The sequence below is a fragment of the Serratia sp. root2 genome, from assembly GCF_031931805.1.
Lineage (GTDB): Bacteria > Pseudomonadota > Gammaproteobacteria > Enterobacterales > Enterobacteriaceae > Serratia > Serratia inhibens.
The window spans coordinates 2,291,690-2,304,262 of the sequence record NZ_JAUJXB010000001.1 but is presented as its reverse complement, the minus strand read 5'-3'; the positions used below and the strand labels follow the sequence as shown (position 1 = coordinate 2,304,262).

The following is a 12,573-nucleotide window of genomic DNA, read 5'->3' as shown; positions in this document are numbered from 1 at the left end:
TAGCGTAAGGAGTAGCCAGTGGCGGTGTTTCATCGTTTAATAAGCGAATTAATATCGCCAATAGGGCAGCCATCATGATCTCCAGCGAACGGTTACATGCGATCCGCGCCTTTGTGCAGGCGGTTCAGGCCGGCGGTTTTAGCCGCGCGGCGGAACAGCTCGGGCTTTCCCGCTCAACCGTGGGTAAAGCGGTAGCGCGGTTGGAGCAACGGTTGCAGGTGCGATTGTTTCAGCGCACCACGCGCAGTTTGTCGCTGACTGATGAAGGGCAGCTGTTTTATGACGACTGCCTTAAAGCGCTGGCGGCGCTGGAAGCGGCGGAAAGCCAACTGGCCGCCCGCGCCCGTACGCCGGAAGGACGGTTGCGGGTATCGCTGCCGGTGCTGTTCGGCCAAAAATGGGTGTTGCCGCCGCTGTTGGCGCTGACGGACCGCTACCCGCAGTTGCACCTCGAAGCGCTGTTTTCCAATCGGGCGTCAGATCTGGCGGAAGAGGGCATCGATCTGGCCGTGCGCATCGGCGCCCCCGGCGATGCGGCGGCCATCACTGCGCGCCTGTTGGGGGAGCAGAAGCAGATACTTTGCGCCGCACCGGCCTATCTGGCGCGGCAGGGGGAGCCTGGTGCCGTGGCTGAGCTGTTGCAGCATCAGGCGATCGGCATGCTGCGTGACGGGCGTAGCCAGCCTTGGCAATTGCTGGACCCGCAGGGGAAAACTCAGCGGCTGCAACCGCCGGCCCGCCTGCGGTTGGGGAATATGGAGGCGGTGCTGGGTGCCGCCTGCGCCGGGCACGGCATTGCCATGTTGCCGCGCTGGCTGGCGCACGACGCGCTGACGGTGGGAACGCTGCGGGAAATCCTGCCAGGCAGCTGTGGGCCGGGGCTGGCGATTAACGTCGTCTGGCTGAAGGGGACCGCGATGCCGCTACGGGTGCGGGTGGCGATCGACGCTCTGTTGGCGGCCTTTATGCCCAAAGCACCGTGGCAATGATTTGGCGCTGGTAAAAGTCGATGGCGTGGTTATGATAAAGCTTCGCTCCCGCCACGCTCTGCTCAGGTGATTTATGGTTGATGCTTCCACGCTTTTATTGTTTTCCGGTGCCTGTCTGGCGCTAACGCTCACCCCGGGCCCGGATATGCTGCTTATCACTTCACGCAGCGTTAGCCAGGGGCGCCGCGCCGGTTTCGCTTCACTGGCGGGGATCCAGCTCGGCACCTATTGCCACGCTTTGGCGGCGGCGTTGGGCCTGTCGCAGCTGTTCGTCGCGGTGCCGCTGGCCTATGATGCGGTGAGAATGTTGGGGGCGGCATATTTGTTGTATCTGGCGTGGAAAACGCTGCGATCGGGCAGCAGCCTGCAGGCATCTGCCGGATTAGCGGCTGTGCCGACAGTGCGCATATTCCGCCAGGGGCTGTTCACCAACCTGCTCAATCCGAAAATGGCGCTGTTCGTTCTGGCGCTGTTCCCGCAGTTTCTCGATCCGCATGCCGGTTCGGTGGTGGTACAGATGCTGCTGCTGGCGACGGTACTGAATCTGGTGGGTCTGCTGATTAACGGCGGGGTGATCCTGGCGGTCAGCAACATGAAAAGCCGTTTTGTCGGCCGCCGCTTCAGCGCGCGTTGGCCGAACTACCTGCTCAGCGGCGTGTTCGCCGGGTTGGCCTGCAAGCTGATTTTTGACAGCCGCAAATAGCCTCACGTCTGCAATAACGCCTCGAACGCCGCGCTGGCCGGGCATTGCGCCAGCGCGCTGTACATCACCAGCCGCAAATGATTTTCCTCATCGACGATAAACGACGCGTGCTCAAAGGTTACCTGACCGGCACCCGGCACGCTGAAGGTGCGTTGCCCCTGGCAACGGCCGTGAATGTCATGCTGTTGCCACAGCTGGCGGAACTGCGGTGATACCTGTTCCAGCGCCTGTATCCGTTGCTGCATGGTGGCGTCATCTGGCGCGCGGGCATAGTCGCGGCGAAAGCTGGCGAGGATTTGCGGCGCCTGTGCCTGCCATTCCACCAGCCGCTGGTTGAGCTGCGGATCGGCGAACAGCATCCACAGCATGTTTCGCTGTTCCGCGGGGCGATCGCCGATGGCGAACAACCTTTCCGCCGCCGGATTCCAGGCGATGATGTCCCAACTCAGGTTCATCACGTAAGCCGGGCGCAACTGCAGGTCATCCAGCAGACGGCGTACCAGCGGTGAAACCTGGCACCACTGATGGCCGACCGGCACCGGCGGGCGCTGATGCGCCAGCAAAAACAGATGGTAACGCCCGGTCGCATCCAGCTTTAACACCCGCGCCAGATTCTCCAGAAAATCCACCGAGACGTTGATTTCCCGTCCTTGTTCCAGCCAGGTGTACCAGGTGAGGCCCACGCCCGCCAGCGCCGCAACCTCTTCGCGCCGCAGCCCTGGCGTACGGCGTCGGTTACCGCTCGGCAAGCCGACCGCCTGCGGCGACAGTTTCTCGCGCTTCTGACGCAGAAAGTCCGCCAGGTCCTGACGGGTTCGGTTGAGGGTGCGTGGCGGCATACGGCTGTCCTGTTGTTCTCAGTAATAGTATAAATGGCTATATAGTAACAGTTTAAGACATGTTCCATACTGCCGCCATCGTAATCTCGGGAGGTGTTATGGAACAGTCATTATCTTGCGGCGATCGGGGCTTGCCGGGGTTGCCGGTGTTGCTGTTGGGCGGATTCGTGACGGTGTTCGACCTGTTTGTCGTGAACGTGGCGGCACCGGTTGTCCAGCAGCAGTTTGCCGCCGATTTTGCCGGCGTGGGGCTGATTATCGCCGGCTATGAGCTGGCTTTCGGCGTGTTGTTGATCGCCGGCGGGCGTTTGGGCGATCGCTTTGGCCGCCGTCGCCTGTTCAGTCTCGGCATGTTGGGGTTCACCCTGACTTCGGCGCTGTGCGGCATGGCTACGTCGCTCGGCATGCTGATTGCGGCGCGTTTTCTGCAAGGGGCGGCAGCGGCGCTGCTGTTTCCGCAGATCTATGCGCTGTTGCGCGTGTTGTACGGCCCGCAACAGCGGCGGCGCGCCTTTGCCTGGCTGGGCATGACGTTGGGGCTGGCGGCGATTTTCGGCCAGATCCTCGGCGGGTTCATTATCGAGGCCGATATTTTCGGCAGCGGCTGGCGCATGATTTTTCTGATCAACCTGCCGATTGGCGCGCTGGCTTTGCTGGCGGCGCGGCGTATCCCCGAATCGCGCCTCGAGCAGGCGCAGCGGCTGGATGGCGTTGGCCTGCTGCTGGCCGCTGCGGGGTTGTTGTTGCTGTTAGTGCCGTTGCTGGAAGGGCCGTCGCGCGGCTGGCCCTGGTGGGTGTGGCCCGCGCTGGCAATGGCGGTGTCGGTACTCTGGGTTTTTGTGCGTTGGGAACGCCGGTTGGCGCTGCATACCGGAGATGCGGTGCTCGATCCTGCGCTGTTCCGGCAGGGAAGCTTTGGCCCCGGGGTCGCGGTGGTGTTGGCCATTTACTCTACCGCCTCCTCGTTCTTCCTGTGTTTTGCGCTGTTGTTGCAGGCGGGGATTGGCCTGACGCCGTTTCAGGCGGGCAGCCTATTCGCGCCTGCCAGCGCGGCCTTTATGCTGGCCTCGTTTCTTGCGCCAAAGCTGGCGCAGCGCTGGGGTAACGGCGTTTTGGCCGGTGGCGTGGCAGTCTACGCCGCCGGGATGACGCTGTTGGTGGCGCAGGTGCTGTGGGGGGCGGCGCTGGCGAATCCGCTCCGCCTGCTGCCGGGGTTGGTGATCCTGGGATTTGGCCAGGCATTGAGCATGACGCCGTTGCTTAACCTGGTGCTCGGGTTGGCAAAGGAGCAGCAGGCGGGCATGGCCGCCGGGGTGATTTCCACCGTGCAGCAGGTGGGCGGCGCGCTGGGTATTGCTGCCAGCGGTGCATTTTTTGTCCCGCTGTTGGCTGCCGGCGGCGGAGCGGATCGCTATGGGCAGGCATTTGCCGGCGCTATGGTTTACAACCTGTCGGCGATGGGGGTTGCCTTTGTGTTGCTGAGGTGGATCATCCAACAACAGCGTAAACTGGCTCTTTAGCAAACCGCCGGCGGGTGTTATTGCTGGTGGCTTCTACCCGCCGTCAAAGGAGCCAAACGCATGTATCAACCTGCCTCATTCCGTGAAGATGACCTGGAAGCCCACATTGCGCTGGTGCGCGCCAACCCGCTGGGCATGTTGATCAGCCACGGCGAGCAAGGGCTGGTGGCTGATCCGTTGCCGTTTTTGATTGATGCCGACGAGCAGGGAAACATCTGCCTGCGGGCGCACCTGTCACGTGCCAATCGCCATTGGGAACTGTTACAGGCGGTGCAGGAATGCCTGGTGGTGTTTCAGGGCGTTGATGGCTATATCTCGCCGGGCTGGTACGAAACCAAACGCCGGACCGGCAAGGCGGTGCCGACCTGGAATTACAGCCTGGTGCAGCTCTATGGCGTACCGACGGTAACCGACGATGCGGGCTGGTTGCGCCGGCAACTGGCAGGGTTAACGGCGTTGCAGGAAGGGCGGCAGCCTGAACCCTGGGGGATTGACGATGCCCCGGCGAACTATATCGCCGCGCAGATCAAGGGCATTGTCGGTATCGAAATCGCCGTGACCCGGCGCGAGGGCAAATGGAAGATGAGCCAGAACCGTAGCCCTGATGATGTCGACGGCGTGATCGCCGGCCTGCGCGCCGGTAACGCCGACCAGCAGCGGTTGGCGGATGAGGTTGAGCGGCGGCGTGGATAGGGTATGCTAATCCCAGACTGAATCAGGGGACGTACAGGCGATGGATTACACCAAAATTATCAAAGAAATAGGCCGTGGGAAGAACCACGCGCGCGATCTGGACCGGGAAACCGCCTTCCAGCTTTATCAGAAGATGCTGGCCGACGAGGTGGGTGAACTGGAGTTGGGCGGCATTCTGATCGCCATGCGCATTAAAGGGGAAGCCGAAGAGGAAATGCTGGGCTTTTACCAGGCGATGCAACAGCAGGTGATGCGCCTGCAGGCGCCGCAGGGGCGACCGATGCCGGTGGTGTTGCCCAGTTACAACGGCGCGCGCAAACAGGCTAACCTGACGCCGCTGCTGGCGTTGTTGCTGACGCGCGTCGGCCTGCCGGTGGTGGTGCATGGCGTGCTGGATGACAGCACCCGCGTCACCAGCGCGGAAACCTTCCGTGCGCTGGGCCTGCCCTGGTCGCAAGATGCCGCCCATGCCCAGCAACGTCTGGACAACGGCGAAACGGTATTTATCCCGGTCAATGCGTTATCCGCCCCGCTGGACAGGCAGCTTGGCCTGCGCTGGCGCATGGGGGTGCGTAACAGCGCCCATACGCTGGCCAAACTGGCGACGCCCTTTGCCGAGCAGGATGTGCTGCGCATCGCCAGCGTGTCGCACCCGGAATATGTCGGCCGCGTGGCATCCTTCTTTCGCCAGATTGGCGCCCGCGGGCTGCTGATGCACGGTACCGAAGGGGAAGCCTACGCCAACCCGCAGCGCTGCCCGCAGATCCATTACATCGTCGACGGCGAGCAGCAGGTGCTGCTGGAGCGGCCGGCACAGGACGAGACGCCAGAACTGCCGGTGGCGAAGGATGCCGAAACCACCGCGCGCTGGACCGAACGCTGTCTGGCGGGGGAGGTGGCTATTCCGCTGGCGATCCAGCGCCAGATTGCCTGCTGTCTGCTGGCCGCCGGTGAAGTCAGCAGCCTGGAGCAAGGGTTGGCGCGTTTACGCAGCGCGTAAATCCCTTGGCTATACTGGAACATCACGCATATTGGCCGAAAGGATGGTTATGCAACAGGCTCTCGATTACTTCAATCAATTGAATCAGGACTACCTCGACGTTCACCGCACCAAAGAAGATCTGTTCTGGCAGAACTATATGGGCACGGGCGGTGACGAGGTTTCTGCGCGCTTCTCGGCGGCGGAGAGCGCCTACAAGCGCTTTATCGGCGAACCGCGTCGGCTGGCTGAAATTCGCCGGCTGTTGGCTGGGCTGGAGATCCTGCCACAGGATGCGCAGCGTGATGCGCTGCAACATGGGTTGAACGGTTGGCTGCGTTTTTTCGACTGCAACGCGATTGAAGATGCGCAGGCGCAAGCGTTGCTGGATCAAATCATCAGCGCCGAGGCGGATCTTTATACCCGGCGCAAGGCCAACCCGGTCAGCCACCTGAATGCCGCAGGGCAACGGGTCAATGCTTCGCTCGGCGAGCTGTTGACCAATCAGGCCACCAATGAAAACGAAGACTACCGCCGCAGCTCGCAAGAGGCGCTGCGCGAGCTGGAACAGTGGCTGTTGCACAACGGCCTGCCGGTGCTGATTAGCCTGCGCAACCGCTTTGCGCGCCAGATGGGGTTTCGCAACTATTTCGACTATAAGGTGAACAAAACCGAGCGCATGACGCCGGAACAGCTGTTCGCCATCCTCGATCGTTTCGAGCAGCAGACCCGGGAGGCCAACTCACGCAGCTTGCAACAGCTGGCGGCGGAGAAGGGCGCGCAGGCGCTGGAACCCTGGAACCTGCGTTTTGCCAGCGCCGGTGACGTGACCCGCCAACTGGATCCCTATTTCCCGTTTGCTCAGTCGCTGGAACGTTGGGTCAACAGTTTCAAGCGGCTGCACATCGGTTTTCGCGGTGCGCAGATGGATCTCGATCTACTGGTGCGCCCAGGCAAGTATGAGAACGGCTTTATGCATGGGCCGGTGCCGCCGTTTATCCAGCAGGGCAAATGGCTGCCGGCGCGGATTAACTTTACCAGCCTGGCGCAGCCGGATCAGGTAGGCAGCGGCGCTCATGGCCTGAACACCCTGTTCCATGAGGGCGGCCACGCCGCGCACTTCGCCAATATTTGTCAGAATGCACCCTGTTTCTCGCAGGAGTTTCCGCCGACGTCAATGGCCTATGCCGAAACCCAGTCGATGTTTTGCGACAGCCTGCTGGACGACGCCGATTGGCTGAAACGCTATGCGAAGAACGCCGCCGGCGAACCGGTGCCGGATGCGCTGATTGAGGCCAGTATCGCTGCGCGCCAACCGATGCGGGCTTTCAACGAGCGTCATATCTTGCTGGTGCCTTACTTTGAATGGGCGCTGTACCAGTGGGAGGATGAACAACGCACGCCGGAGGCGATTACCGCGCTGGCGCGCGAGGTAGAAAGCAAAATATTGGGTATCAGCGGCAGCCCGCGCCCGACGCTGGCGATCCCGCATCTGTTGTCATTGGAGTCGGCTTGTTCCTATCAGGGCTATCTGCTGGCGTTGATGGCGGTCGAGCAGACGCGACAATTTTTCCTGCAACGCGACGGTTATCTGACAGACAACCCGGCGATTGGCCCGGATCTGGCGCGCCACTACTGGTTACCGGGCAACGGCGTCAGCCACGACGATACGCTGCGCAGCCTGACCGGAGAGGGCTTTAACCCGGACTACCTGGCGCAGGCCTGTAACCAGACGGTAGCGCAGGCATGGCAGGAGGCGCGGCAGACCATTGCCGATGCTGCCGCCCGGCCGCAGCCGGCGGCGGATTTCGACCTGGCGGCGCATATCCGGGTGGTGGATGGCGATAAGGTGCTGGCGGATAACGCCGAGGGCGACGAGCAGATGTGCCGTGATTTCGCTGCGGCGATTAACGCTCGCCTGGGCTGACAACCCATTGAAAAAAGCCCGCCGATAGCGCGTATCGGCGGGCTTTTTTTATCTGAAACAAATGATTAGTTGTAGATGACCGCAGTGGCATGCATCAGGTTATTACCGCTGGTAGAGGTAATGGTAAAGGCTTTGGCGCCGGCCGCATCGGCTTTGGCTGCCAACTGAGCTTTCAGGCTGCTCAGGTCGGTAGCGCCGCTGGCGGTGATCACGCCGGCTTTTTCGAACTGGGCGGCGTCTTGTGCGCTGACGTGTTCAGCGGCAAAAGAAGTGAAAGATACGGTAGCCAGAGCGATAGCAGCAGCAAAAGTTTTGATGTTTTTCATGAGAGTCATTCCTGTCAAGTTTGTAAGGGAGAAAGGGAGTTGCCTTTCGATGGAGTGATTATTACGCAGTGGCAGGCAGGATGAAATCGGAGAGTATTGATAATCTTTTTCAGATTTTTTGATCATTAATTCCCCCTTGTTCTCCCGAGGGAGAACGAGGGGCTTGTTCAGCGCTTCAGGGCGTCCGGGCGCAGCAGATCGAAACGGTGTTGTTCCGAAATGCCATAGTAGGCGCTCGGCCCGCCGGCGCGCAGGATAGGTTCGGCAGCGGCGGTTTGATAAACGCCATGCTCGTCCAGCAACGCAGGGTCGATATGCACTGCGACCACTTCACCCAGCACCAGCCAGGTTTCCACCTTCTCACCGGCGGCGCTTTGCAGCTGAATGCACTGCGTCAGACGGCATTCAAAGTTGACCGGGCTTTCCGCTACGCGCTCGGCCTTCACGCGCCGACCGGGCAGTGGCGTTACGCCGGCAAAGGCAAATTCATCTTCGCCGCGCGCCAGGCTGGCGGAACTGTTGTTCATGGCCTCGGCGAGCGGGCGTGTCGCCAGGTTCCACACAAACTCTCCGGTTTCCACGATGTTCGCCACGCTGTCTTTCCAGCCGGTGCTGGCGAAGCCGATAATGGGGGGACGGTAGTTGAAACAGTTAAAGAAGCTGTAAGGCGCCAAATTGCGTTGGCCGTTGGCGCCGACCGAGGAGATCCAACCGATGGGGCGCGGACCGACGATGGCGTTCAGCGGATCGTGCGGCAGACCGTGGCCTGCGGCGGGCTCATAGTAATAACGGGACTCACTGCTCATAAACGACCTGGTGTGGATAAACCGAGCTTTTATTTTGACGGGTTTCCTGTCGGCTGCAAGTTTGGCGTCGCTTTATGGTATCTTACGCGCCAGAAATGCCTTTAAAGAGAGCCCGTCACGGTGGAAAAAAAGAAAACCTTCCCGCAGCAGAAAAGCGGCCTGCACCCGCGTAACCGTCATCGCTCACGCTATGATTTTCCGGCGCTGATAGCCAGTTGCCCGGCGCTGGAGCCGTTCGTCAAGCCAAATGCCTGGGGCGATATCTCGGTAGATTTCGCCGATCCGGCGGCGGTTAAAATGCTCAACCGTGCGTTGCTGCAACATTTTTATGGTATCGAACACTGGGATATTCCCGCCGACTACCTTTGCCCGCCGATCCCTGGGCGAGCCGACTACCTGCACCATCTGGCGGATCTGCTGGCCACCAGCAACGGTGGCGAGATCCCGCGCGGTAAAGGCGTGGCGATCCTCGACGTGGGCATTGGCGCCAACTGCATTTATCCGATCGTCGGCCTGCGCGAGTACGGTTGGCGGTTTACCGGTTCGGAGATCGACCCGGTCTCGCTCAATTCTGCCAAGATGATCGTAGAGATGAACCCGACGCTGCGAAACAGCGTGCGTCTTCGCCTGCAGAAACAGCCGGAATTTATCCTTAACGGCATTATCGGCGTAGCGGAGAAGTTTGACGCCACGCTGTGCAACCCGCCGTTCCACGGTTCAGAGCAGGAAGCGCGCGCCAGCACTCGCCTTAAACTGCATAAGTTGGGTAAAGGCGAAGTGGCCGATAAGCCGATACAGAATTTCGGTGGCAAGAATAACGAACTGTGGTGTGAAGGCGGCGAAGAAGCCTTCGTGCGCAAGATGGTTGAGGAGAGTGTCGGCAAGGCACAGAACTGCCTGTGGTTCACCTCGCTTATCTCCAAAAATACCACTCTGCCAAGCATTTACCACGCACTGAAGCTGGCGGGCGCGGTGGAAGTGCGCACCATCGAAATGGCGCAAGGGCAAAAGATCAGTCGTTTCGTTGCCTGGACCTTCCATGACGCGGAGCAGCAAGCTGCCTGGGCGGCGGAGCGCTGGCGTTAATCCCAATGGCGCTGGTCATTTAACCGGCGCCAATAAATATTTTATTTATTATCAACGTGTTGGCGGTAAATGGTCACTTTGCTGAATAAATCCGCGCACCGCTTAATCCGTCCCCGTTTTAACTGTTTCCTCGATTGTTGTTCTTCTGTTTAAGCATGCTGGCTTGACAGGATTTGAGTTACGCCCGAATATGAACGAACGTTCGTTCGTTATCTTTGCTTGTCAGTATATTTAAGCCTGACGGCAAAGGCCGTCTCTTCAACTGCAGGACAGGACCGATGGGAAACCGTGAAAAAATCGTTGATGCTGCGTTGTACAGCTTTACCCACAAGGGGTTCCACCAGACCAGCATGCGGGATATTGCGCGGGTAGCAGGGGTTAGCGTGGGTAATCTCTACAATCACTTTGCTGGAAAGGAAGCGTTGATCGGCGAAATTGCGTTTCTGGAGAGCCGTTTTTTTACCGAGTTAGCGACCCAATTGATGGCCGAAAAGGATCGGCCGAGGCAGGCGTTATCCGCTTTTTTTACCGCCTACCATGCTTTTGTTGCTTCACCGGACAACGTGCAGCTCTCGGCGGAAATCGTGGCGGAAGTGGCACGAAATCCCGCCCTGGCTAAGACATTCGGCGCCAATCAGCAGCAACTGGCGGGTGCGCTGGAGCAGGTCATTACTCTGGCGCAACAAAGCGAAGTGATAGAGCCGGCATTAAATCCTCGCGAACTTGCCCAACTCATCCTTGACGTTATCGAGAGCCAGGCCTGGCGTCAGACGATTTTTCCATCCTGCACACCGGCGGCGGTCACGCTAAACCCACTGCTGGAGCAGTTGATCTTCCGATAACAATAACGGTGACCGTGATGCTTGAAGTGGAGCCTTATCGTGAATCCTGCCGTTTGCAAACGGCAGCGCTTATTTACTCCGCCTTCAGCGACAAATTTCGACGTCCGAGCGGTTTAAGCGCGCGTCAGCAATGGCGGCTGTTTTACCGACTGTGGAGCTGGAAGCAGAGTGACAGCCAAGAGCATAACTTTGTCGTCAGGCGAGCCGGCAAGGTGATTGCGGCATTTGGATTGACGTTTGCCGACTCGCTGGGAAATGCCGCCTTGCGGGGGCGGCCCCTGCCGATAATGCGTCTGTGCCGGTGCTACGGTATGTGGAACTTTTGGCGGATGTACCTGCAAATTGCGGTACTGCAGCATGTTCCCGCAGCCGATGAGGCCTATCTCTCTTATCTGGCGGTGGATGAAACGCAGCGTGGAAAAGGCGTGGGGAGAATGTTGCTTCAATGGATAGCCGAATATGCCGTGGCGCATCGGCCGAACCTCCGACTGAGTCTGCATGTGAGCCAACAAAACGTCGGCGCGCAGCACCTGTATCGGCAATGCGGCTTCAGGAGCGGTGAACCAAAGAAATACCTCTCGCTTTGGTTGCTGTTCCGCCAGGCCAGTTGGCTGGTAATGGAAAAATCCATTGGAGTGGGGCGATGAAAAAAATAGCGGCCTGCGTGTTGATGCTGATATTGGCGACGTTGGGGTGGGTCCTCTACGCCAATGATTACCAATTTATCACCGAACGGATCGCGCTGGAGGCAGGCGGCAATCGGCTGACCGGTACGCTAGTGCTGCCTAAGCACGTGTCCGGAAAGCCGGGCGTGATCGTCTTCATTCATGGCGATGGTCCGGCCAACGCCAGCCGCGATGAAGGCTATTACAGCGTCTGGGAAACCATGGCGAAGCAAGGATACGCCGTCTTGGCCTTCGATAAGGCGGGTGTCGGTGGCTCCTCCGGCAACTGGCTGCATCAAACCATGAACGACCGGGCCAAAGAAGCGGTCGACATTATTGATTGGGCCAGAAAGGATGAGCGTTTTAACTCGCAATGCGTCGGACTGTGGGGTGCCAGCCAGGCCGGCTGGGTAATGCCGGAAATTGCCGGGCAACGGCCGGATATCGCCTTTACGTTAGCGGTAGCGCCGGCAATTAACTGGCTTCGTCAGGGGCGCTATAACACCCGTGCGGAGATGGCCGCGGCGGCGATGACGAAACGACAAATTCAGACGCGCGAGGCGCAGGATCGACACCTGCTGTCGTTGCTTGGCCAGCCGAACGGCTATGTGCAGTACGGCAGAGAATATGGGCCTCTGGCACCGTTAAGCGCCGATCGCTGGCGGTTTATTCGCGCCAATATGGCCAGCGATGCCACTAAGGGATTGCGAAACTTCAAAACGCCGGTGCATCTGATCGTTGGTGGGCGCGATCTTAATGTGGATGTGGATGAAACCGAACGCGTTTATCGGCAAAATATTCCCGCCAATCTGTTAACCGTTACGCGGATTGAGCGCGCTGACCACATGATGTTAAAGCCGCTGTTTGTCCGCCACCCGGCGCTGATCAATGTGATTGGCCTATTCGCACCCCGATCTGTGCAGGATGAAGCTTATCTGCAGGACGTGGCGGCCTTCCTTGGCGACCAGCCTTGTAGCCGCGGTCGATGACGCCTGTGGTTTACCTCGCTTATCTCCAAAAATACTTCTCTGCCGAGCCTTTACTACGCACTGAAGTTGGCGGGCGCGGTGGAAGTGCGCACCATCGAGATGGCGCAGGGGGCAAAAAGATCAGCCGTTTCGTTGTCTGGACCTTCCATGACGCCGCGCAGCATGCTGACTGGGCGGCAGAACGCTGGCGTTAATCACCAATCGCCGAG

General features: G+C 59.7%; 13 protein-coding genes and 1 pseudogene. 11 read left to right on the top strand and 3 right to left on the bottom strand.

Translation table 11 applies throughout. From position 1 onward, the window contains the following. Nucleotides 1-74: 74 nt before the first annotated feature. Nucleotides 75-989: a LysR family transcriptional regulator gene (locus QZQ97_RS10540; protein WP_311993390.1), complete on the top strand. Its 915-nt coding sequence runs from the start codon at nt 75-77 to the stop codon at nt 987-989. A gap of 73 nt (nt 990-1,062) precedes the next feature. Next, nucleotides 1,063-1,692, top strand: a complete 630-nt coding sequence (locus tag QZQ97_RS10535; RefSeq protein WP_311993389.1) for a LysE family translocator — start codon at nt 1,063-1,065, stop codon at nt 1,690-1,692. 2 nt (nt 1,693-1,694) lie between these two features. Here QZQ97_RS10535 and QZQ97_RS10530 read toward each other — a convergent pair whose 3' ends face one another. Next, a complete protein-coding gene (locus QZQ97_RS10530) occupies nt 1,695-2,531 on the bottom strand; it encodes a helix-turn-helix transcriptional regulator (protein WP_311993388.1) in 837 nt (278 codons plus the stop codon). A 98-nt stretch (nt 2,532-2,629) separates the two neighbouring features. On the opposite strand from QZQ97_RS10530, the gene QZQ97_RS10525 reads away from it, so the two are divergent. From QZQ97_RS10525 to QZQ97_RS10510, 4 genes are read left to right on the top strand one after another with little or no spacing between them, the layout of a single operon-like run. Then, nucleotides 2,630-4,051 carry an MFS transporter gene (locus tag QZQ97_RS10525; RefSeq protein ID WP_311993387.1) on the top strand — a complete coding sequence of 474 codons (1,422 nt, stop codon included), beginning with the start codon at nt 2,630-2,632 and terminating at the stop codon, nt 4,049-4,051. Nucleotides 4,052-4,111: 60 nt separating this feature from the next. Further along, the gene (locus QZQ97_RS10520) at nt 4,112-4,744 is read left to right on the top strand and encodes an FMN-binding negative transcriptional regulator (RefSeq protein WP_311993386.1); all 633 of its coding nucleotides are present in this window, start codon (nt 4,112-4,114) and stop codon (nt 4,742-4,744) included. Nucleotides 4,745-4,784: 40 nt separating this feature from the next. Further along, nucleotides 4,785-5,744 carry a DNA-binding protein YbiB gene (gene ybiB / locus QZQ97_RS10515; RefSeq protein WP_311993385.1) on the top strand — a complete coding sequence of 320 codons (960 nt, stop codon included), beginning with the start codon at nt 4,785-4,787 and terminating at the stop codon, nt 5,742-5,744. A gap of 49 nt (nt 5,745-5,793) precedes the next feature. Then, on the top strand, nt 5,794-7,650 hold the full coding sequence (locus tag QZQ97_RS10510) for a M3 family metallopeptidase (RefSeq protein ID WP_311993384.1): 1,857 nt from the start codon (nt 5,794-5,796) through the stop codon (nt 7,648-7,650). A 65-nt stretch (nt 7,651-7,715) separates the two neighbouring features. Here the strand turns inward: QZQ97_RS10510 and bhsA are convergent, their stop codons facing one another. Together bhsA and QZQ97_RS10500 are read right to left on the bottom strand one after the other, a co-directional pair. Further along, a complete protein-coding gene (bhsA, locus tag QZQ97_RS10505) occupies nt 7,716-7,976 on the bottom strand; it encodes a multiple stress resistance protein BhsA (RefSeq protein WP_004942221.1) in 261 nt (86 codons plus the stop codon). A 167-nt stretch (nt 7,977-8,143) separates the two neighbouring features. After that, on the bottom strand, nt 8,144-8,782 hold the full coding sequence (locus QZQ97_RS10500; protein WP_004942223.1) for a flavin reductase family protein: 639 nt from the start codon (nt 8,780-8,782) through the stop codon (nt 8,144-8,146). 120 nt (nt 8,783-8,902) lie between these two features. On the opposite strand from QZQ97_RS10500, the gene rlmF reads away from it, so the two are divergent. The 5 genes and pseudogenes from rlmF to QZQ97_RS10475 form a co-directional block, all read left to right on the top strand. After that, on the top strand, nt 8,903-9,868 hold the full coding sequence (rlmF, locus tag QZQ97_RS10495; RefSeq protein WP_013812117.1) for a 23S rRNA (adenine(1618)-N(6))-methyltransferase RlmF: 966 nt from the start codon (nt 8,903-8,905) through the stop codon (nt 9,866-9,868). Nucleotides 9,869-10,146: 278 nt separating this feature from the next. Then, a complete protein-coding gene (locus QZQ97_RS10490; RefSeq protein WP_311993383.1) occupies nt 10,147-10,710 on the top strand; it encodes a TetR/AcrR family transcriptional regulator in 564 nt (187 codons plus the stop codon). A gap of 17 nt (nt 10,711-10,727) precedes the next feature. After that, entirely contained in the window at nt 10,728-11,357 is a 630-nt protein-coding gene (locus tag QZQ97_RS10485) for a GNAT family N-acetyltransferase (RefSeq protein WP_311993382.1), read from the top strand. After that, nucleotides 11,354-12,364: an alpha/beta hydrolase family protein gene (locus tag QZQ97_RS10480; RefSeq protein ID WP_311993381.1), complete on the top strand. Its 1,011-nt coding sequence runs from the start codon at nt 11,354-11,356 to the stop codon at nt 12,362-12,364. Before QZQ97_RS10485 ends, QZQ97_RS10480 begins: the two co-directional genes overlap by 4 nt. Nucleotides 12,365-12,367: 3 nt before the next feature. Next, a pseudogene (locus QZQ97_RS10475) lies at nt 12,368-12,558 on the top strand (RlmF-related methyltransferase); the annotation flags it as partial. Between the last annotated feature and the right edge of the window lie 15 nt (nt 12,559-12,573).

Bases quoted from the DNA above. Each gene is read 5' to 3' on its own strand.
- QZQ97_RS10540 (WP_311993390.1), top strand. From the start codon at position 75: ATGATCTCCAGCGAACGGTTACATGCGATCCGCGCCTTTGTGCAGGCG.
- QZQ97_RS10535 (WP_311993389.1), top strand. From the start codon at position 1,063: ATGGTTGATGCTTCCACGCTTTTATTGTTTTCCGGTGCCTGTCTGGCG.
- QZQ97_RS10530 (WP_311993388.1), bottom strand. From the start codon at position 2,531: ATGCCGCCACGCACCCTCAACCGAACCCGTCAGGACCTGGCGGACTTT.
- QZQ97_RS10525 (WP_311993387.1), top strand. From the start codon at position 2,630: ATGGAACAGTCATTATCTTGCGGCGATCGGGGCTTGCCGGGGTTGCCG.
- QZQ97_RS10520 (WP_311993386.1), top strand. From the start codon at position 4,112: ATGTATCAACCTGCCTCATTCCGTGAAGATGACCTGGAAGCCCACATT.
- ybiB (WP_311993385.1), top strand. From the start codon at position 4,785: ATGGATTACACCAAAATTATCAAAGAAATAGGCCGTGGGAAGAACCAC.
- QZQ97_RS10510 (WP_311993384.1), top strand. From the start codon at position 5,794: ATGCAACAGGCTCTCGATTACTTCAATCAATTGAATCAGGACTACCTC.
- bhsA (WP_004942221.1), bottom strand. From the start codon at position 7,976: ATGAAAAACATCAAAACTTTTGCTGCTGCTATCGCTCTGGCTACCGTA.
- QZQ97_RS10500 (WP_004942223.1), bottom strand. From the start codon at position 8,782: ATGAGCAGTGAGTCCCGTTATTACTATGAGCCCGCCGCAGGCCACGGT.
- QZQ97_RS10490 (WP_311993383.1), top strand. From the start codon at position 10,147: ATGGGAAACCGTGAAAAAATCGTTGATGCTGCGTTGTACAGCTTTACC.
- QZQ97_RS10485 (WP_311993382.1), top strand. From the start codon at position 10,728: ATGCTTGAAGTGGAGCCTTATCGTGAATCCTGCCGTTTGCAAACGGCA.
- QZQ97_RS10480 (WP_311993381.1), top strand. From the start codon at position 11,354: ATGAAAAAAATAGCGGCCTGCGTGTTGATGCTGATATTGGCGACGTTG.